Annotated in this window: 16 protein-coding genes; 15 read left to right on the forward strand and 1 reads right to left on the reverse strand. The window is 67.5% G+C overall.

Annotated features, from left to right (window positions below; translation table 11 throughout):
* Window positions 1-26: 26 nt before the first annotated feature.
* The 5 genes from zigA to F787_RS0111305 all read left to right on the forward strand — a co-directional run bounded on the left by zigA (window position 27) and on the right by F787_RS0111305 (window position 7,357).
* On the forward strand, window positions 27-1,286 hold the full coding sequence (gene zigA, locus F787_RS0111290; RefSeq protein WP_028492241.1) for a zinc metallochaperone GTPase ZigA: 1,260 nt from the start codon (window positions 27-29) through the stop codon (window positions 1,284-1,286).
* Window positions 1,283-1,921 (forward strand): DUF1826 domain-containing protein, encoded by a 639-nt coding sequence (locus F787_RS0111295; RefSeq protein ID WP_028492242.1) that lies wholly within the window; start codon window positions 1,283-1,285, stop codon window positions 1,919-1,921. The genes zigA and F787_RS0111295 overlap by 4 nt, the downstream gene beginning before the upstream one ends.
* A 106-nt stretch (window positions 1,922-2,027) precedes the next feature.
* A complete protein-coding gene (locus F787_RS17185; RefSeq protein ID WP_231373433.1) occupies window positions 2,028-3,011 on the forward strand; it encodes a bacteriohemerythrin in 984 nt (327 codons plus the stop codon).
* Entirely contained in the window at window positions 2,959-4,329 is a 1,371-nt protein-coding gene (locus F787_RS17190) for a bifunctional diguanylate cyclase/phosphodiesterase (protein ID WP_231373434.1), read from the forward strand. Before F787_RS17185 ends, F787_RS17190 begins: the two co-directional genes overlap by 53 nt.
* A 76-nt stretch (window positions 4,330-4,405) precedes the next feature.
* The gene (locus tag F787_RS0111305; protein ID WP_028492243.1) at window positions 4,406-7,357 is read left to right on the forward strand and encodes a PAS domain S-box protein; all 2,952 of its coding nucleotides are present in this window, start codon (window positions 4,406-4,408) and stop codon (window positions 7,355-7,357) included.
* Window positions 7,358-7,366: 9 nt separating this feature from the next.
* Here F787_RS0111305 and F787_RS0111310 read toward each other — a convergent pair whose 3' ends face one another.
* Window positions 7,367-8,290, reverse strand: a complete 924-nt coding sequence (locus tag F787_RS0111310; RefSeq protein ID WP_028492244.1) for a histone deacetylase family protein — start codon at window positions 8,288-8,290, stop codon at window positions 7,367-7,369.
* Between the two features lie 60 nt (window positions 8,291-8,350).
* On the opposite strand from F787_RS0111310, the gene F787_RS0111315 reads away from it, so the two are divergent.
* The 10 genes from F787_RS0111315 (at window position 8,351) to cas2e (ending at window position 20,955) form a co-directional block, all read left to right on the forward strand.
* Complete coding sequence (locus tag F787_RS0111315; RefSeq protein WP_028492245.1) at window positions 8,351-11,032, forward strand: bifunctional acetate--CoA ligase family protein/GNAT family N-acetyltransferase; 2,682 nt, start codon at window positions 8,351-8,353, stop codon at window positions 11,030-11,032.
* 20 nt (window positions 11,033-11,052) lie between these two features.
* Window positions 11,053-12,018, forward strand: coding sequence for a YafY family protein (locus F787_RS0111320; RefSeq protein ID WP_028492246.1), 966 nt, complete (start codon window positions 11,053-11,055; stop codon window positions 12,016-12,018).
* A 260-nt stretch (window positions 12,019-12,278) separates the two neighbouring features.
* Window positions 12,279-15,038: a CRISPR-associated helicase/endonuclease Cas3 gene (locus tag F787_RS0111325; protein ID WP_081694126.1), complete on the forward strand. Its 2,760-nt coding sequence runs from the start codon at window positions 12,279-12,281 to the stop codon at window positions 15,036-15,038.
* On the forward strand, window positions 15,025-16,632 hold the full coding sequence (casA, locus tag F787_RS0111330) for a type I-E CRISPR-associated protein Cse1/CasA (RefSeq protein WP_028492248.1): 1,608 nt from the start codon (window positions 15,025-15,027) through the stop codon (window positions 16,630-16,632). Before F787_RS0111325 ends, casA begins: the two co-directional genes overlap by 14 nt.
* A complete protein-coding gene (gene casB / locus F787_RS0111335) occupies window positions 16,629-17,222 on the forward strand; it encodes a type I-E CRISPR-associated protein Cse2/CasB (protein WP_028492249.1) in 594 nt (197 codons plus the stop codon). Before casA ends, casB begins: the two co-directional genes overlap by 4 nt.
* A 27-nt stretch (window positions 17,223-17,249) precedes the next feature.
* Window positions 17,250-18,281 carry a type I-E CRISPR-associated protein Cas7/Cse4/CasC gene (gene cas7e, locus F787_RS0111340; RefSeq protein WP_028492250.1) on the forward strand — a complete coding sequence of 344 codons (1,032 nt, stop codon included), beginning with the start codon at window positions 17,250-17,252 and terminating at the stop codon, window positions 18,279-18,281.
* Window positions 18,282-18,291: 10 nt separating this feature from the next.
* Window positions 18,292-19,023 (forward strand): type I-E CRISPR-associated protein Cas5/CasD, encoded by a 732-nt coding sequence (gene cas5e / locus F787_RS0111345; RefSeq protein WP_028492251.1) that lies wholly within the window; start codon window positions 18,292-18,294, stop codon window positions 19,021-19,023.
* A complete protein-coding gene (cas6e, locus tag F787_RS0111350) occupies window positions 19,023-19,724 on the forward strand; it encodes a type I-E CRISPR-associated protein Cas6/Cse3/CasE (protein WP_028492252.1) in 702 nt (233 codons plus the stop codon). The genes cas5e and cas6e overlap by 1 nt, the downstream gene beginning before the upstream one ends.
* A gap of 2 nt (window positions 19,725-19,726) precedes the next feature.
* A complete protein-coding gene (gene cas1e / locus F787_RS0111355; protein WP_028492253.1) occupies window positions 19,727-20,653 on the forward strand; it encodes a type I-E CRISPR-associated endonuclease Cas1e in 927 nt (308 codons plus the stop codon).
* Window positions 20,650-20,955: a type I-E CRISPR-associated endoribonuclease Cas2e gene (gene cas2e, locus F787_RS0111360; protein WP_018649513.1), complete on the forward strand. Its 306-nt coding sequence runs from the start codon at window positions 20,650-20,652 to the stop codon at window positions 20,953-20,955. The genes cas1e and cas2e overlap by 4 nt, the downstream gene beginning before the upstream one ends.
* Window positions 20,956-21,108: the final 153 nt, after the last annotated feature.

Here is a 21,108-nt window from a genome sequence, read left to right on the forward strand (position 1 = left end):
TCCAACACAATCCCCGGGAGCCCGCCATGACCGAACGTCTGCCCGTTACCGTCCTTTCCGGATTCCTCGGCGCCGGCAAGACCACCGTCCTCAATCACCTGCTGCACAATCAGGAAGGGCTCAAGGTCGCCGTGATCGTCAACGACATGAGCGAGATCAACATCGACGGCGCGCTGGTGCGAGGCGACCACGTCGACCACGGTGATCAGGGCGGCGTCTCGCGCACCGACGCCCGCACCGTGGAGATGAGCAACGGTTGCATCTGCTGCACCCTGCGCGACGACCTGCTGGTGGAGGTACGCCGCCTGGCCGAATCCGGCCAGTACGATTACCTGCTGATCGAGTCCACGGGCATCTCCGAGCCAATGCCGGTGGCCAGCACCTTCGCCTTCCGCGACGAGAACGATGCCTCGCTGGATGACGTCGCGCGCCTCGACACCATGGTCACGGTGGTGGACACCGCCTCCCTGCTGCAGGACTACGCCTCCACCGACGACCTGAGCGACCGCGGCGAATCGCTGGGCGAGGATGACGAACGCACCGTCGTGGACCTGCTGGTCGACCAGATCGAGTTCGCCGACGTCATCCTGCTGAACAAGATCGACCGCGCCACCGACGAGCAGCGCCGCCAGGCGCATCGGGTCGTACGGGCCCTGAACCGCGAGGCCCGGGTGCTGGAAATCACGCACGGGCGCACGGACCCGCGCGAACTGCTCGGCACCGGACGCTTCGACTTCGACCGTGCGGCACAGGCCCCCGGGTGGGCGCGGGAGCTGATGGGTGACCACACCCCCGAAACCGAGGAGTACGGTATCCACAGTTTCGTCTACCGGGCGACCCGGCCGTTCCACCCCGGGCGTTTCTTCGACCTGCTCCATCAGGAATGGCCCGGCGTGATCCGCAGCAAGGGCTGGTTCTGGCTGGCGTCGCGACCGGACTGGGTGGGCACGCTGTCGCAGGCCGGCGGCGCGCTGACCCATCACGCCGCCGGCTTCTGGTGGGCCTCGGTGCCTCCGGAACGCCGGCCGGTGGACGCCGACTGGTGGCAGGACCACGTTGCGCCCCACTGGGACGAGCGCTACGGCGACCGCCGCCAGGAGATCGTGGTGATCGGCATCGACATGGATCCCGACACCATCCGCCAGCGCCTGGACGCCTGCCTGCTGGACGACGACGAGCTGGCCGCGGGAGCCGACGCCTGGCGCGAGTATCGCGACCCCTTCCCCGAGTGGCGGCTGCAGAACGGCGCGGAAGAGACCGAAGAAGAAACCGAGGTGATCTCGTGACCACCCGTCCCCGCACCCGCGCGACCGCAGCGTCCCGGCATCGTTTCATTGACCGGGCCGCCGAGCTGCACGGGATCCGGCGCGAGGACGTCAACGCCCTGATCTGGCGTCGTACGGAAACGGAGGAGCTGCGGCTTCAGGCACAGACCCTGGCGGAGCAGAGCCCCGGACTGAAACTCGACCTCCGGGGCCGGCCGGACCAGATCCGCACCGGCCTGCTGGAGGCGGCGGGAACGCGGCCGTTCGACATCCATCACCTGGCCCTCGACATCGAACACCTGGCCCGCAACTTCGCGGTGGTCACCCGGCGCGTGATCCTGCGCGTCCAACTGGAGGTGCTGGACGAACAACCCTGCCCGCTTTTCCACGTGGACCAGCTGGACCTGCGCATGCTGTGCAGCTATACCGGCCCCGGCACCGAATACGTGGACGACCGCCACGTCGACCGCAGCCGCCTGGGCTGCGGCGACAACGACGGCGTGCTCACCGGCCATGACCCCCTGCGGATCGCCCGCGGGCACGTGATCCTGATGAAGGGCGAACGCTTTCCCGGCGGCGCCGGACAGGCCGCGGTGCACCGTTCCCCGCAGCCGGCCGCGGGCGACCCGCGGCTCGTCCTGCGCCTGGACGCCTGAAGGAAACACCAGGCCCCGGAAGACTGCTGCAAACGGCCGCTGGGAAAACCCGCTATCCGGTGCGTACACTCTACCCGGAGGAATCAGCGGGAATTGGAACAGCACCATGAACACGGACGAATTCGAGATCTTCCCCTGGGGCGATGAATTCCTGACCCGCATCCCCGAGGTGGACCGCCAGCATCATTACCTGGTGGACCTCATCAACCGCCTGGCCCGCACGGTGCTGGAAGGCACCGACGAGGCCACGGCCGACGGGATCGTGGCGGAACTGCGCGACTACGCGCGTTACCACTTCGAGACCGAGGAAGGCATCTGGGCACGGGCCTTCCGTGACGACGAATGGTTCGCCCGCCACTGCCAGGCCCACGCGGGGTTCATCGACGAACTGGACCGCATCGCCGCCCTGGAGGGCCCCGACGAATATCGCCTGCAGCCCCTGCTGGAGTTCCTGGTCCGCTGGCTGACCCTGCACATCCTGCGCAGCGACCAGCAGATGGCCGCCGCCATCAACGCACTGGAAGCCGGGGTCGGGGTGGCCGAGGCGCGCGAACGGGCCGCGCGGCATTTCCGCGAACAGTCATCGGCGAGTCTGGAATCCCTCCTCAACACCTACGTACAGATCGAGCGCCAGGTCTCGCAGTTCGCCCGGCATCTGGCCTCGCACGGGCAGGAAGAGGCCGAGAACCGCTTTCGCACCCTGTTCGACTGCTTCATCCACCCCCTGCTGATCCTGGATGCCGAAGACGGCAGCATACTCGACGCCAACCCCGCCGCCTGCAGGATGACCGGCCACGCGGAGGACGAGCTGAAGCAGCGGCCCATCACCGATCTGCACCCGGACGACGAACGCGAGCGGATTGCCGCGCACCTGACGGCACCGCCCGAGGCCCCCGCCGGACACGACAGTCCGCCGCTGTACAGCCGGGTGCGCACCGCCACGCAGCGCGACGCAGCGCGACGTCCCGGTCCGCATCACCCGCGGCGGCGAACTCCGCGATCACGGCCGCAGGCTGCGCGTCGCCTTCTACGAGGACATGACCCGCGAGCTGGAACACCGCCGCGAACTGGAATGGCGTTCGTTCAATGATCCGCTGACGGGCCTGCCCAACCGGGCCGGGATCATGCAGGCGCTGGAACAGGTCTCCACCGAGCACGACGATACGGCCCTGGCCCTGATATCCATCGACGTGGATGACTTTGGCGCACTGAACGACCGCCTGGGCACGGCGGCCGGGGACCGGATCCTGGCCGAACTGAGCCGCCGCTGGCGCGAACGCCTGAATGACGATGCCCTGCTCGGACGCCGCGGCGGCGACGAGTTCATCCTGGTGCTGCGCAGCTCCGAGGCGATCGAACGCCTGGAAGAGGTCATGGGTACCGTGATCGAAGCCGGGCATCACCTGCCGGTGTCCGACAAGGGACCCGCCGGCGCCAGCGAGAACGTCTCGGTCAGCGCCGGGATCTCGATCCGCCCGCCACGCAGCGGCCTCGACCCGGAAACGGTCCTGCGCCAGGCCGACCATGCGCTGTACGAGTCCAAGCTGCGCCGCGACCGGGCCTGGGAATATTTCGACCACGGCCAGTACCAGCGGGTGGCCAGCCGGCATCGCACCATCAGCGCCTTCCGCCAGGCGATGCATCGCAACGAACTGAGCGTGGAATACCAGCCCAAGGTGAACATGCGCACCGGCACCATCCTGGGCGTTGAGGCCCTGGTGCGCTGGCGGCATCCGGATCACGGCCTGCTGACGCCGGGCGAGTTCCTCCCGACCATTGAAAACGACCCGGTCTCCATCGAGCTCGGCGAGTACATGCTGGAGGAGGCGATGCGCCAGATGGAGGCCTGGCGCGCGGCCGGCCGTCATCTGCCGGTCAGCGTCAATATCGGCGCCCTGCAGCTGGAGAGCGGCGACCTGCCACGACGCCTGGAAAACATCCTGGATCGCCATCCGGACATCCCGCGGGCCGATCTCGAGATCGAGGTGCTGGAAAGCACCGCGTTCGACAACGCCGCGGCGGCGGAGGCGAACATGCGTGCGGTCCGCGAACTGGGCGTGTCCATGAGCATCGACGACTTCGGCACCGGCTACTCGTCGCTGACCTACATCAAGCGCGTGCCCGCCAACGCGCTGAAGATGGACCGCAGCTACGTCCGCGACATGCTGGAGGACGCCGATGACCGGGCCATCATCGAGGCGGTGGTGGGCCTGGCCCGGGCATTCGACCGCCTGGTCCTGGCCGAGGGCGTGGAAACGGTCGAACAGGGGCGCATCCTGATCGGCATGGGCTGCGAGAACGGCCAGGGCTATGCCATCGCCCGCCCGCTGCCGCCGGACGCGCTGGAGGGCTGGCTGGAACACTGGACACCCCCGCCGGAGTGGTCCGCCGTACCCGCCCCGGCCTGAGCCCGGGCACCGTCGCTGTATTCGCCGACAGGCAGCGGTTATCCTGCAGACCGTGAACCATGCACGGAAGGAACCGATGCCGCCCCGAGCGTCCGAGATCCCCCGCCCCGAGGACTCCCCTCGCCTCAGCGTTCTGCTGATCGAGGACAACATGGGTGATGCGGCCCTGGTACGGGATCTGCTGACAATCCCGACCGGGACCACGCGGTTCGACACCACACACTGCGGCCGGCTGCAGGAGGCCCGGGAGCACCTGGCACGCGACGCCACTGCGTTCGACGCGATCCTGCTGGACCTGAACCTGCCCGATTCGGACCCGGACGAGACCCTGGAACGGGTGCTGTCGACGACCCGCGAGCTCCCCGTGGTGGTCCTCACCGGCGATGACCATGCGGCCACCGGGGCGCACGCCATCGAGGCGGGGGCCGAGGATTTCCTCAGCAAGAACCGGCTGGGCGAAGACCTGCTTCAGCGCAGTCTGGTCTACGCCGTGACCCGCCACCGCGCGCGCCGCGAACTGGCACAGCAGGAGGCGCTGTACCGCAGCCTGGTGGAGGACCACCCGCACCTGGTCACCCGCTACCTCCCGGATACCACGCTGCTGCATGCCAACCGCAGCATGCTTGAGCACCTGGGCCGCACATCGGAAGAGTTGCTGGGTCAGCGCTGGCTGGACTGGACCCCGGACGCCGACGTCGCACGGGTCCGCGCGCATCTGGACAGCTTTACCCCGGAACAGCCGGTCGGACATTTCGAGAACACCCTGCCGCGGGCCGACGGCGAGCTGCGCACCATCATGTGGAGCAACCGGGCGTTCTTCGACGCGGACGGGCGGGCCGCCTGGTTCCAGGGGGTGGGGATCGACGTGACCGAGCAGCGCGAGGCCGAGCGCGGCCGCGAACGCCTGATCCAGATCCTCGAGGCTACGCCGGACTTCGTCCCCATGGCCGATGCCGACGGCAGCATCCACTACGTGAACCGCGGCGGCAAGGAGATGCTGGGCCTGCCGGGCGCGGAAGGTGGCGCGGCCCCGGAGCAGGATCGCGATTACTTCTCCGGAGAGCGCGCCGGCGAGTGGCTTCACCCCGAATGGGCCACGCGCCGACTGCAGCGGGAAGGGCTCCCGACCGCCCGCCGCACCGGTTTCTGGGAAGGCGAGTCCGCGCTGCTGGATGTCGACGGCCACGAGATACCCGTGTCGCAGAGGATCATTGCGCACTTCGATGGCGACGGCGAGCCCGAGTATTACTCCACCATCATCCGTGCCATCCGCCCGGAGAAGGCGCGCGAGGCCCTGGAGCAGCGCCGGCAGAACGCCCTGCAGGAGCTGCACCGGATCACCAGCACCGCGGACACCGAAGACGCCGGCAAGCTGCGCGCGCTGCTGGAACTCGGCCTGCGCGAATTCGCCATGGACCACGGCCGCCTGGTGCGGGTGGACGACGGCAGCCGACGCATCCTGGAGGCCGCCGGCGACTGGCCGGAGGGCCCGCGGGAAGCCGGAGAAACGGGTGCCACCTTCTGCGACAACGCCCTCGCGGAAACCGGCCCGGTGGGTTTCCATGCCCCGGAGGCCCGGACCGACGGCTGCAGCATCTCGGACACGCCCGCGGCCGGCGCATGTTTCGGCATGCCGGTACACGTGAACGGCGAACTGCGCGCGGTGCTGAGCTTCGTCGCGCGGCACCCGCGCGAGCCCTTCGTGCCCTTCGAGCGCGACCTGATCACCCTGATGGCGCAGTGGATCGGACATGAGCTGACCCGGCGCGAACAGCGCCTGGCGCTGGAGCGCGAGCGCAACCTGTTCATGGCCGGTCCGACGCTGGTCTTTGCCTGGGACAACGCCCCGGGCTGGCCCATCCAGTATGTCTCGCCCAACGTACGCGAGATCCTGGGCTACGACCCGCAGGAACTGGCCGGGGAACGCAGGCCGCACAACGATCTGGTGCATCCCGACGATCGCGAACGCCTGGACCGGGAAGTGCTGGCGCACACCGACGACCGCAGCGCGAACTTCCAGCACAGCCCCTACCGCATGCGCCACCGTGATGGCGGGTGGCGCTGGATGCTCGACTTCACCACCATCGAACGCGATGAATTCGGGGCGGTTGATCACTATCACGGCTACCTGGTCGACATCACCGAACGCCGCGAACTGGAGGAAGAGCTGGAACTGCTGGCGGCGACCTTCCGCGCCAGCCATGCGATCTTCATCACCGACGCCGACGGGCGAATCCTGCGGGCCAACCCGGCGTTCGAGGAGATCACCGGTTACAGCGCGGCGGAGTCGATCGGCACCAACCCGCGGGAGCTGCTGAAATCGGGCGAGCACGACCGGTCTTTCTATTCCGACCTGTTCGGCCGCCTCGACGAGCAGGGCCACTGGGAAGGCGAGGTCTGGGACCGGCGCAAGGACGGGACGCGGATCCCCCTGTACATGTCCATCACCGCACTGCGATCCGGGGACGACGGACCGGTGGAACACTACGTGGCGGTGTTCCACGACATCTCGCGGCAGAAGCACCTGGAGGCGGAGCTGGAACGCCAGGCACTGCACGACCGCCTGACCGGCGTGCCCAACCGGCGCCACCTGGAGAGCCTGCTGGAACAGGAGGCCCACCGCACCGACCGCCACGGTGATTCGTTCTCGATCCTGCTGCTGGACCTGGACCGGTTCAAGGACGTCAACGACACCTTCGGCCACGACGTGGGCGACGAGGTGCTGCAGACCCTGGTGCGGGTCCTTCAGGACCGCCTGCGCAAGTCCGATGTAGTGGGCCGCTGGGGCGGCGAGGAATTCATGATCCTGCTGCCGGCCACCGAACTGCCCCGTGCGCGCAAGGTCGCCGAAACCCTGCGCTCGCGGGTCGGGAAGGCAGTCTTCCCGGGCCCCGGCCATATCACCGTCAGCATCGGGGTATCGGAGCACCAGCCGGGGGAACCGCTGAAGGACACCTTCAAGCGCGCCGATGAGGCCCTGTACGAGGCCAAGCGTCGCGGCCGCAACCGCGTGGCCGCGCACGAATAGCGCCGGGGGTTACAGCCCTCCGAGCTCGCGCATGTGGGCCACCGCACTGCGCCCCAGCGCGTGCAGGGCGTAGCCGCCTTCCAGCATGGAGACCACCCGACCCTGCGCGTGCCGCTCGGCCAGCTCCACGATGCGCGCGCTGATCCAGGCGTAGTCGTCTTCGCTCAGGGCCAGGCGCGAGAGTTCGTCCTCGCGGTGGGCATCGAAACCGGCCGACACCAGCACCAGCTCGGGGGCGAACGCATCCCACCGCTCGAACCAGGCCGCGGCGACTGCCTCGCGCCACTGTCCGCCGGATGAGCCACCGGGCACGGGTACGTTGAGGCAGTTAGCGCCCAGTGGCGTTACGCCCGATCCGGGATAGGCCGGATGCTCGAACGACGACGCGAACAGGATGGACGGGTCCCCGGCCACCAGCGACTCGGTGCCATCGCCGTGATGCACGTCAAAGTCCACGATGGCGATGCGGCGGATGCCGTGGCGGGCCTGAGCGTGGCGGGCGGCGATCACCACGTTGTTGAACAGGCAGAAGCCCGCGGCGCGGTCGGCGCGCGCATGGTGCCCGGGCGGACGCACGGCGCAGAACGCGCGCCGGCCCTGCGCGCCCATCACCCAGTCCACCGCGGTCATGCCCGCGCCCGCCGCCAGCAGGGCCGCCTCGTGGCTGCCGGGGGACAGCGCGGTGTCGCCGTCGAGCATGACCCGCTCGCCCGCCGGCACATGCCGCAGCACCTGTGCCACGTGGGCCTCGGTATGAACCCGCAGCAGGTCGGCGCGTCCGGCCGGCAGCGCCTCGCGATGCAGGATCCACGGGTCCAGCCCGCCGGCCACCAGCTGGTCGCGGATCGCGGTCAGCCGCTCGGGACACTCCGGATGCCCGGGCCCGTTGTCGTGTTCCAGCCCGGCATCGGGAGATAAAAAGGCAAGATTCATGTTATGAAGGCCCCTCCGGGCAGCACCAATTCATCGGATCCACCACCGCAGGAAGCATGCATGGGCACCCATATCCTCGACAAGATCTTCAATCCCCGCGGCGTCGCCGTGTTCGGCGCCACCGAGCGCGAGGGGGCCGTGGGCCAGACTGTCCTGGCCAACCTGCTGACCGCCGGCTACGAAGGCACGCTGGTCCCGGTCAATCCCAAGCATGACACGGTGCAGGGGCTGCCCTGCGTGCCCGAACTGCGCCCCGGCGAGCACCGCGTGGACCTGGCGCTGATCGCCACGCCCGCGCGGGCCGTGCCCGCCATCCTGCGCAACTGTGGCGAGGCCGGCCTGCGCGGCGCGGTGATCCTGTCGGCCGGCTTCGGCGAGGCCGGGCGCGAGGGCCAGCGCCTGCAGCAGGAATGCGTGGAAATCGCGCAGCGCTACCGCATGCGCCTGATCGGCCCCAACTGCCTCGGCATCATGCGCCCGCGGATCGGGCTCAACGCGACCTTCAGCCACAACCAGGCGCTGCCCGGAAAGCTGGGGCTGGTCTCCAGCTCGGGCGCGCTGGTCACCGCGGTGCTGGACTGGGCACAGTCCACCGGCATTGGCTTTTCCGGGGTGGCCTCCACCGGCGACGCCGCCGACGTCGACTTCGGCGAGCTGCTGGACTACCTCGCGGTCGACCCCGAGACCCAGGGCATCCTGCTGTACGTCGAGGGCATCCGCCACACCCGGCGTTTCCTCTCCGGCCTGCGCGCCGCCGCCCGCATGAAACCCGTGGTGGTGCTGAAGTCGGCGCGCCACGCGGCCACCGCCCAGGCGGCGGCCACCCACACCGGCGCGATGATGGGCTCCGACGCGGTGTTCGATGCCGCGCTGGAACGCGCCGGCGTGGTCCGCGTGGAGCGCGTGTCGCAGTGGTTCTCCGCGGCGCACATCCTGGCCCGGGGCATGCGCCTGCGCGGCGAAAACCTGGCGATCCTCACCAACGGCGGCGGGCCCGGGGTGATGGCCGTGGACCGCGCCGCCGACCTCGGCCTGGAACTGGCCAGCCTGGCGGACAAGAGCATGGACGCGCTGAACGACCTGCTCCCCGGTCACTGGTCGCACGGCAACCCGATCGACATCCTCGGCGACGCCACCGCCGAACGCTACGGCGAGGCACTGCGCATCACGCTGGCCGACCCCGGGGTGAGCATGGCCGTGGTGCTGCTGACCCCGCAGGCCATGACCGACCCGGACGCCTGCGCCGAGGCCGTGATCGAACAGGCGCGCAACAGCCGCAAGCCGGTGCTGGCCTGCTGGATGGGCGACCCGCTGGTGGCCAGCGCGCGCCGGCGCTTCGACGAGGCCGGGATCCCGCAGTACCGCACGCCCGAAGCGGCGATCGAGACCTTCGCCTGGCTGATCGAACACCGCCGCAACCAGCGCATGCTGCTGCAGACCCCCGGCCCGCTGTGCGACGAGACCCCGTCGGACGTCGAGGGCGCCCGCCTGATCCTGCAGAACGCCCGCAACGACGGCCGCAAGGTCCTCAGCATCCGCGAGTCCAAGGCCGTGCTGGCCGCCTTCCACATCCCCACCAACCCCAGCATCCTCGCGCGCGATCCGGCCGACGCGATGCTGGCCGCCGAGACCCTGGGCTTTCCGGTGGCGCTCAAGATCAGCGCAACCGGGATCAGCCACAAGAGCGACTTCGGCGGCGTGCGGCTCAACCTGCGCAGCGTGCAGACGGTGCGTCAGCAGACCCAGGAGATGCTGGACCAGATCCGCGAGCACTTCCCCGACGCCGACGTCGAAGGCGTCACCGTGGAACGCATGTCCGAGGTCGGGCATGCGCGCGAACTCCTCGTCGGGATCTCGCGCGACCCGGTGTTCGGCCCGGTGATCGCCTTCGGCCTGGGCGGCACCGCGGTGGAAGTCATCGGCGACCAGGCCATCGCCCTGCCGCCGCTGAACCAGTCACTGACCGAACGCCTGGTGGACCAGACCCGCGCCGCGCGCACCCTGGGCGAGTTCCGTGGCGCCCCGCCGGTACCGCGCGAGGCTGTCGAGCAGGTGCTGCTGCGGGTCTCGGAGATGGCCTGCGAACTGCCCGAGCTGGCGTCGCTGGACATCAACCCGCTGCAGGCCGGCGAGCACGGGGTAATGGCCGTGGACGCCCGCATCGAACTGGCGGACCCCGGGCACGACACCCGCCATTACGCCCACATGGCCATCCACCCGTATCCCGGGCACGTGGCGCACACCGTCACCACCCGCGACGGCCACGAGCTGGAACTGCGGCCGATCCGCCCCGAAGACGCCGCCATCGAACAGGCCTTCGTGCGCAGCCTGTCGGAAAAGACCCGCTACCTGCGGTTCATGCGCTCGCTGGAGGAACTCACCCCGGAGATGCTGGTGCGCTTCACCCAGATCGACTACGACCGCGAGATGGCCTTCATCGCCGTGGATCACGCCGACGGCCAGGAAGTCCAGGTGGGCGTGGCCCGCTATACCACCGAGCCCGACGGCGAGAGCGCCGAATTCGCCGTGGTCGTCAGCGACGCCTGGCAGGGCCGCGGCGTGGGCTCCCTGCTGATGGAGGCCATCATCGACTCCGCCCGGCGCAACGGCCTGCGCGAACTGTTCGGCGAGGTGCTGCGCCACAACGACGGCATGCTCGCCCTCGCCCGCCGCCACGGCTTCCAGCGCGAGATCCTCACCTCCGACGACGAGATCATCCGCGTCAGCCGCCGGCTGCACTGATCCGCCGCCGGATCCGCCCCATGAACCGCGCCGAACGCATCTTCCACCTGCATCGCCGGCTCAAGGAAAGCCGCCAGCCGCCCTCGCTGGCGCAGCTGGTGGAACAGCTCGGAGTGTCGCGCGCCACCCTCAAGCGCGACATCGAATACATGCGCGACTTCATGCAGGCGCCCATCGAGTACGACGCGCAGGCCAACGGCTACCGCTACGACCCCGACGCCCCGGCCTTCGAACTGCCCGGGCTGTGGTTCAACGAATCCGAGCTGCTCGCCCTGCTGACCATCGAACAGCTGCTGGAAGACATGCAGCCGGGCCTGCTCGCCCCCGTCATCGGCCCGATGAAGACCCGCATCCGCCGCCTGCTGGAGACCGGCGGCCAGGACTCCACCGAACTCCGCCGGCGCATCCAGATCCAGCCCCAGGCCCACCGCACCAGCGCCGCCGACACCTTCCGCGTCGCCGCCGAGGCCACCCTCGCCGGCCACCCGCTGGACATCGACTACCACGGCCGCGCCCGCGACAGCGCCACCCGCCGCCGCATCCACCCGCAGCGCCTGCTCTACTACCGCGACAACTGGTACCTGATCGCCTGGTGCGAAAACGCCGAAGCCCTGCGCACCTTCGCCCTGGAACGCATCCGCGCCGCCACCCCCGTGCAGGACGCCCCCCTGCGCGAAGAAGCCGATGCCGACCTCGACCGCCACATCGGCGCCGCCTTCGGCATCTTCACCGGCCCCGCCAGCGAATGGGCCGTACTGCGCTTCACCCCCGAACACGCCCGCTGGGTCGCCGACGAAACCTGGCACCCCGACCAGATCGGCCAGTACCGCGGCGACACCTGGGAACTGCAGATCCCCTACTCCGACCCCACCGAACTGATCCAGGAAATCCTGCGCCACGGCCCCGGCGTGGAAGTCATCGCCCCCGAATCCCTGCGCCAGCGCGTCGCCGAAACCCTGCGCGAAGCCGCCGCCCGTTACACCTGAACCTTCCTCGCCGCGCATACCTCCTGGCCCGCTGCGGGCCATGTTCTCGCGTGAAAATAGCGATGGCCACTATTATCACTTCGGCCGGTTTTCGTGGATAGCGGCCTGAATCGTCACCTCAACGTACGGGGGCGGCTCACTGTGTGAGCCACCTCGGGTGCTTCAATGGTGGCGTAGCAGCGATAACCCGACCGCCAGCCATGGAATATGCCGCGCCGAGATGGCAGGGTGGCCAGACAACGGATGATGGAGCGAGGCCCATGGAACAGAGGCCAGATACAACGGAACCCTCGGCGGGAGAGATTCCACTCCTCTTTCGCTATTGGGGCAAAGCCAACGGAGAGCGCTCGACCAACGTCCCCTGTCACCTGCTCCCGTTCCATGCCCTTGATGTGGCAGCCGTCGGTCAGGTGCTGCTGGAGGGTGCCCCCACCCGAACGAGGCAACTGGCGGACAGTCTGCACATGGATGCGGAGACGCTGGTTTCCTTCTTCGTCTACTCCCTCGCCCTTCACGATCTGGGAAAGTTCGCCCGCTCCTTTCAGGGTCTCGCCCGTCCGCCACTTCCATTCCTGGTCCAGCCTGCCGGGCTGCCTTACAGCGAAAGGCACGACAGTCTCGGGGCACGGGTTTGGAACGAACATCTCCTGCCCGTCAGGCGGCAACAGCGCCTGCAAGCCGGGGCATCGAGGCTGGACTTGATGGACGAGGAAGACGCATTGAGCCTGTGGATGGGCTGCTTCTTCGGACACCACGGCAAGCCGGTCCAGGGGGGCAGTGCGCCGCTGAGTGCGGCCTTCCTGGAGGAGGATCTTCGCGCCCTGAAAGCCTTCGCCCGCGCTGCGGAAGACCTGCTTCAGCCGGCCTGGCCCAGCGAACTGCTCGCCGACGAAGCGTGGCGTAAAGAAACTCTGGCGCCCGCAAGCTGGCAGATCGCCGGCGTGGCCGTGCTCGCCGACTGGCTGGGTTCGAATGCCGATATTTTTGCCTATCAGGCCGAACCGGTTCCGCTGGAGCAATACTGGAATGAAACGGCCCTGCCACGAGCCCACCGGGCCCTGGCGGAAACGGGCCTCCTTCATCGCCCACACCCGGTTTCCTACCCCGGCTTTACGTCGGCCTTCGGATTCCAGCCCACGCCCCTCCAGGCCTGGGCCGAGACGGTACCGCTGGCCGAAGGCCCCCAGTTGTTTCTGCTGGAGGACATCACCGGCGCCGGCAAGACCGAAGCCGCCCTGACCCTGGCCCACCGACTGCTCGCAGAACGCCAGCACGAAGGCCTGTACTTCGGCCTGCCCACCATGGCGACTTCCAACGCCATGTACCGGCGCCTGGGCAGCTACTATCGCCGCCTCTATCCGCCTGACACCGAGCCCTCGCTGATCCTGGCCCACGGCGCCCGGGACCTGAACGAAACCTTCCGGCAATCCGTTGTTCTCTCCACCAGCAACGACGCCCCCTACACGCACACCGAAGACAGCGCGGGCAGCGCCTGCCGCGCGTGGCTCGCCGACAACCGCAAGAAGGCCCTGCTGGCCGAGGTGGGTGTGGGCACCATCGACCAGGCCCTGCTCGCCGTCCTCCCGCGCAAGCATCAGCCCCTCCGCCTGCTCGGGCTCGCCGGGAAGGTGCTGATCGTCGACGAAGTCCATGCCTACGACACCTACACCAGCGGTCTGCTCAAGGCCTTGCTGGACGCCCACGCGCGGCAGGGCGGGTCGGCCATCCTGCTCTCCGCCACGATGCCGAGGATCTTGCGGGAAGACCTCGTTGGTGCCTGGCAGCAAGGCCGCGACGAAAACACCGCTGGAACCCTGAACAACGACAGCTTCCCGCTGGCCACCCACGTGCGGGGCGCCGAAGTCGACGAAACACCGCTGGCGGCCAGCCCCTTCAGTGGTCGCAACCTGCCGGTGGAATTCGTCCACACCACCGAAGAGGCCCTGGACCTCGTACTCGGTGCCGCCCGCGAGGGCCGCTGCGCATGCTGGATCCGCAATACCGTGGACGATGCCATCGCGGCCTATCAGCAGGTGAGCGAACAGCTCGCCTCGCCGGAGCAGGCCATGCTGTTCCATGCCCGCTTCACCATGGCGGATCGCCAGCGCATCGAAAATGCTGCCCTGCAGCGCTTCGGCTCCGACTCCACGGCCGCAGACAGGCAGGGCCAGGTGCTGGTCGCCACGCAAGTGGTCGAACAAAGCCTGGACCTGGATTTCGATGTCCTGGTCACCGACCTGGCCCCGATCGACCTCGTCATCCAGCGCGCCGGCCGGCTCCACCGACACCGGCGCGATACCCGGGGCAACCGCGTGGATCACGCTCAGGCCGGAGAGGACCGCCCGGCCCCGACCCTCCATGTGCTGGCCCCGGAATGGACCGAGACACCGGAGCCGAACTGGCTGCCGCCCTCGTTACGCGGCACCGGCTACGTCTACCCCGACACCGCACAGCTCTGGAACACCTGCCGCATCCTGCGCGAAGAAGGGGCCATCCGCCTTCCCGAGCGGGCGCGGACCCTCCTCGAAGCCGTCCACGGCGACACACGCGTGCTCCCGGAAGGACTCGAGGACAGTCACTACGACCACTACGCCGACCAGAACGTCGCCCAGTCGGTGGCCCGCTTCAATGCACTGAGGCCGGAACGGGGATACCAGATCCAGCTCGACGGAGCCGGTTGGGACGACGACCAGGAACTGGGTACGCGACTCAGCAACGAGAAGACCATTTCTGTCGCCCTGGTGAAGGAGACTGATGGCCGCCTGCTACCGCTGCACGAGCACGAACGGCACCCATGGGCGATGAGCACGGTACAGCTACGGGAAAGCCAGGCACGCCGACTGCCGCCCCTGCCACAGGCACTGGAATCGGAAGCGGACCGCCTTCGCGAAACGCACCGCTTTCTCCGCGACACGGTTTTCTGGCTTCCCACCGAAGAAGACACATGCCAGTACGACAAAACCCTGGGTGCAGTCATCGCACGAAGCCCAGGAGAAGGAGAAAAGCATGAATCTGATTAACGACCCCTGGCTGCCGTTTCGGCGGCACGATGGCGGGGTGGAATACGGCCCGCCCACGGCTGTGGCCAACCCGGAATTCGTTGACCTTGCACTGCCCCGCGCGGATTTTCAGGGCTCGGCCTGGCAGTTCCTGATCGGGCTGCTGCAAACCGCCAGCGCCCCGGGCAGCCGCAAGCAGTGGCTGCAGATGTGGATGGAGCCATCTTCGACGGACGATCTGCAGGCGCGGTTCGCCCCGTATGCCGGAACATTCGAACTGTTCGGCGACGGCCCCCGCTTCATGCAGGACCTGGATCCTATGGAACAGGCCAAAACAGCCCCGGCCGCGGGCCTTCTGATCGAAGCCCCTGGCGAACAGGGCCTCAAGCAGAATACCGATCACTTCGTGAAACGCGGGGTGGGCGAGGAGATGTGCCCCCGTTGCGCTGGCCTGGCCCTGCTCACCATGCAGCTTACCGGTCCGGCGGGCGGCACCGGCTATCGTGTCGGGCTGCGAGGCGGCGGGCCACTGACCACCCTGGTCCTGCCTCATGACAAGGAAGCCTCGCTGTGGCACAAGCTGCTGCTCAATCTGCTCAGCCGCGACCGGTTCACCTATCCGGACCCGCAGCCGGACGACGGCCACATCTTTCCGTGGCTTGTGCCGACCCGAACCAGCGAAAAAGGCTCTCCCACGCTCACGACGACTCCGGATGACATGCATCCGCTGCATGTGTACTGGGCCATGCCCAACCGATTCCGCCTCGAAGTGGAGGATGAAACCTGTGAGTGCCGTGTCTGCGGGCGTCATGACGAACGCCGCGTCCGAAGCATGCGGGTGACCAACTACGGCTACAACTACGATGGCAGCTGGATTCAGCCGCTGACCCCATTTCGGTTCGACCCGAAAAAGTCGGACCCGCCGCTCTCCCAGAAAGGCCAGCCCGGGGGCATTGGTTACCGCCACTGGGAATCCCTGGTGCTGAAGGACGAGAAGGACCAGGGAAACCTGCCGGCGCAGGTCGTGCAGGACTACCTGACCACCAAGGCCGACACCCTCAGGTTCGCATCGGACACGACAACCGTTTCCCGCCAGGCCCGGCTGTGGGTGTTCGGCTACGACCTCAAGCAGAACAAACCTCGCGGCTGGTACAGCACCGAGATGCCGCTGGTCGCCGTCGACGAAGAACACCGGGACCGGATGCTTCACTGGGTCCGCCAGCTGAGTGACGCCGCGGAAAAGGCGGCCTGGCAGACGCGGTCGGCGGTCAAGGCCGCATGGTTCAACCGCCCGGGCGATGCCAAAGGCGACTTCACATTCGTCGATCAGCGCGTATGGGAGGCAACCACCGGCGCGTTCTATGGCTGCCTCAAGGACATGCCCGCCGAACTGCCGCGCCGCGCTGGCCTGCCCCCGCAGATTGCGCAGCGGTGGCAGCAGGCCCTGCGCGACCAGGCCATGCACACCTTTGACGACCTGGCCCTGTCCGGCGAGACCGAAGCCGCGGACCTCAAGCGGGTCATCGCGGCACGCGGCAAACTCCGTGGCTGGCTTTTCAAGGGCAAGGAAATGAAGAACCTCCGCCAGGCGGCGGAACAGGAGGAAGCCGCATGAACGAACACGCATTCAATCTTCACTTGGTGGCCCTGCGGGACCGCGAGGATGAAGAAGGTGTCGCGGACACCGTCCTTCAATGGTGGCAACGCATCGCAGAGGACGACAGGGCAGCCCGTGCGGAACTGCGCCATGCCAGCGGGCCCGACGATGCGCTGTTGACCGAAGGGTTCCGGAATCTCTGGTTCGCCCTGCCCCCGGGCCGCCGCGGTACATGGGATATGCGCGCCTGGGGCTGCGTGGCCGCCGCCCTGGCGGAGGTCAACAGCCACGACTCTACGAGGAGTCTGGCGACCGCCATGGGCTCGGAATCCGAAGCCGGCAGCGGCAAACCACGCGTAAGCGAACTTCGCTTCCAGCAGCTGCTGCGCAGCGATGACCTGGATGACTTCCTGCGCCGCATCCGGCGCGCAGTTCGACTGTTGAAGAGGGACGTCAACGTGGTCTCGCTGGCCGACGACATCCTCCACTGGAACCGCGAGAAAGGCGGCGACCTGGCCCCCAGGCCCGACCGCCGGCTCGCCGTCCGCTGGGCAAACGATTACTTCACCACACTCGCGACCTACGAAAAATCCCGGAACGCCAGCTAGGCCCCAACACCTTACGGAGAATCGATCATGAGCCGTTTCATTCAGCTGCACATGCTTACGTCCTACCCGCCGGCCAATCTCAACCGCGACGACATCGGCCGGCCCAAGACCGCCCGCATGGGTGGCGTCGAACGCCTGCGGGTTTCCTCGCAGAGCCTCAAGCGCCACTGGCGCACCTCGGATGTGTTCCAGAGCGCCCTCGCCGACAGCCTTGGCACCCGGACCAAGCGCCTCGGGATCGAAGTCGAGCAGCGCCTGCTCAAAGGTGGCGTCAAGGAAAAGTCCGCTCATGAGTGGGCGGCAAAGATCGCCGGCGTCTTCGGCAAGCTCCAGAAAGACAGCGTCGAAATCGAACAGCTGGCGCACATCAGCCCGGAAGAGCACCAGGCCGTGGACGCGCTTTGTGACACGCTGGTCGAGGAAAACCGCGAACCGACGGAAGATGAACTCAATCTGCTGCGCACCAACCCCGCTGCCGCCGACATCGCCCTGTTCGGACGGATGCTGGCGGCCCACCCCGTCTACAACGTCGAGGCCGCCTGCCAGGTCGCGCACGCCATCACCGTCCATCCGGTGGTGGTCGAGGACGATTACTTCACCGCCGTAGACGATCTGAACACGGGCGAAGAAGACATGGGTGCCGGGCATATTGGCGAGACCGGCTTCGCCGCCGGGGTGTTCTACAGCTACCTTTGCATCGACCGGGAGCAGTTGATCGAGAACCTGGGCGGCGACCAGGCACTCGCCGACCGCTCCATCCAGGCTCTGATCGAGGCGGCCGTGAAGGTGGCGCCACGGGGCAAGCAGAACAGCTTCGGCTCCCGAGCCTATGCCTCCTATGTGCTGGCCGAGAAAGGCGCACAGCAGCCGCGCTCGCTTTCCGTGGCCTTCCTCAAGCCGGTGAAGGGCCAGGGCGAAGACGCCATCCAGGCACTGGAACGGCAGATGGAAAACTTCGACCGGGTGTACGGGGCCTGCGCGGACGACCGCTGCTCCATGAATGCCCTCCAGGGCTCCGGCAGCCTGGATGAACTCAAGCAGTTCGTCGCCGCCGGCTGAGGAGGAAGAAATGCGCTACCTCGTATTCCAGTTATACGCGCCGATGGCGAGCTGGGGAGAGGCCGCAACCGGCGAGATTCGTCGCAGCGCGCGCCACCCTTCCCGCTCGGCCATCCTTGGTCTGCTGGGTGCCGCCCTCGGCATCCGTCGCGATGAGGACGACGCCCTGGCGGAACTGCGCGATGGCGTCGCCGTCGCCATCAAGCAGCTCAGCCCCGGAGTGGCGGTGCAGGACTATCACACCGCTCAGGTCCCCGGCCAGGACCGCAAGGCCCGGCGCCTGACCCGCCGGGATGAGCTGGCCGTCAAGGACAAGCTCCACACGATCCTGTCCACACGCGAGTACCGGTGCGACGGTTCCTGGCGGGTCGCCATCCGCGCCACCGAAACCAGCCGTTGGTCCCTGGACGACGTGGCGGAAGCCTTGCAGAACCCGCGCTTCCCGCTCTATTTCGGGCGCAAATCCTGTCCGCCGGCCGCACCACTGGCACCGCGGATCGTGGAAGCCGAAGGTCTCCGCGCCGCGCTGTCCCACGAATTCCCGCAACTCACCCGGCTGTGCCCCGAGGAAGAACACCGGCGGCTTGGCCTCGGGGAAGAAGTGGCCTACGCCTGGGAAGGCGAAAGCGGAGACCTGCCCGTTCAGGAAACGCGCTACCCCTATGACCAGCCGTTGCACCGTGGCCGGTGGCAGTTCGCCTCGCGGCCGGAACACTGGCATCAGACGCGGGAGGAATCCTGATGTACCTGTCCAGAGTCCGGGTCGCCACCGAAGGCCTGAATCCGAAATCCCTGCAGCAACTCATGCAGGGAAACGCCTACGGCAACCATCAACTGTTGTGGAAGCTGTTCCCGAATGAAGGCGGGCGACCGTTTCTGTTCCGCCAGGAACAGGAACACGATGTCCCGTCGCTTGGCGAGCAGCCACGCGGCATGCCCCTGTTCTACGTGCTGTCACAGATCGAACCCCAGGAGGTACCCGGCCTGCTTTCCTGCGAAAGCAAACCCTTCGCACCCCGGTTGCAGGCCGGCCAGCAGCTCGGGTTCCGGCTGCGAGCCAACCCGGTGGTGGCGCGACGCGAAGAAGGCCGCAAGAATTCCCGCCATCACGATGTGCTCATGGATGCGAAGAAACAGGCCCGGTCCGAAGGAATCGACGACCGCACGGCGATCCAGGAACGAATGGACGACGCTGCACGCGCATGGCTGCAGGACGAAGACCGCGCCGGCCGCAACGGCTACCAGCTTGTCGCGCCACCGCAGGTCTCCGGCTATCGCCAGCACACCAGCCGCCGTAAGGGCAAACAGATCCGCTTCAGCGCCGTCGATTTCGAAGGCATTCTCGAAGTCACCGATCCCGAGCGCTTCCATCAGAGCCTCGCGCACGGGATCGGGCGTTCACGCGCATTCGGCTGCGGAATGTGGATGATCCGGCGGACCTGACCATGGCCGAGGAATACGTCCCGCTCAAGCCCATCCCGATCAAGGAGCGGATGTCCACGATCTTTGTGGGCCGGGCGCAGATCGACGTCCGCGACGGTGCATTCGTCGTCATCGACGACGTCAACGGCGAACGGATGCACATCCCGGTCGGTTCGGTCACCTGCATCCTGCTGGAACCCGGAACCCGCATCTCCCACGCTGCCGTTCATCTGGCCGCCACCGTCGGGACACTGCTCACCTGGGTGGGGGAAGGCGGTGTTCGCCTCTACTCGGCGGGCCAGCCCGGAGGGGCACGCTCCGACAAACTCCTGTACCAGGCCCGGCTCGCACTGGAAGAACCCCTGCGGCTCAAGGTCGTGCGGCGGATGTACGCATTGCGCTTTGGCGAAGAGCCGCCATCGCGTCGCTCCGTGGAACAGCTTCGAGGAATCGAAGGTGCCCGCGTACGCAAGACCTATCAGGTCCTCGCCAAACAGTACAAAGTCCCCTGGAAAGGCCGCAGCTACGATCCCGCGGACTGGGACGAAGCCGATCCGGTCAACCGCTGTCTCTCTGCGGCGACCGCCAGCCTGTACGGGGTGGCCGAGTCCGCCATCCTGGCCGCGGGTTATGCCCCGGCCATCGGATTCCTGCATACCGGGAAACCGCAGAGCTTCGTCTACGACATTGCCGACATCGTCAAATTCGAAACAGTGGTTCCGGTCGCCTTCCGCATCGCCGCACGAAATCCATCCCATCCAGAACGGGAAGTACGCATCGCCTGCCGCGATGCGTTCCGGGAACAGAAACTGCTCCCGCGGCTGATACCACTGATCGAGGACGTCCTGGCCGCCGGGGGCATCGAACCACCACCCCCGGCACCGGAAGCGCAACCACCCGCGATCCCGGAGGCCGAACACCTGGGCGACGCCGGCCACAGGAGCAAATGACCATGACGATGCTGGTCGTCGTAACCGAGAACGTACCACCAAGGCTGCGCGGTCGCCTCGCCATCTGGCTCCTGGAAATCCGCGCGGGAGTCTACGTTGGCGACGTAAACCGCCGCGTACGCGAAATGATCTGGGAACAGATCAACGCCCTGGTCGACGAAGGAAATGTGGTAATGGCATGGGCCAGCCGCCACGAATCCGGCTTCGAATTCCAGACATGCGGAAAAAACCGCCGTATACCAGTCGACTACGAAGGACTACGGTTGGTGCGCTTTGCACCTGAACCCGACCATGAAACATAACTCGCTGAAAATGCGGAACTCTTTAACAACTAGCAACCACTTGATTCCGCCGACTGCGCTGGTGGATCATTCAGTCGCCGGAATCTTCCCGTAGATCAAGAAAATACAGGAAGTGTGTTCCCCGCACCCGCGGGGATGAACCGCTCAAGCCGT

The sequence above is a fragment of the Thioalkalivibrio sp. ALE19 genome, assembly GCF_000428605.1.
Classification (GTDB): domain Bacteria; phylum Pseudomonadota; class Gammaproteobacteria; order Ectothiorhodospirales; family Ectothiorhodospiraceae; genus Thioalkalivibrio.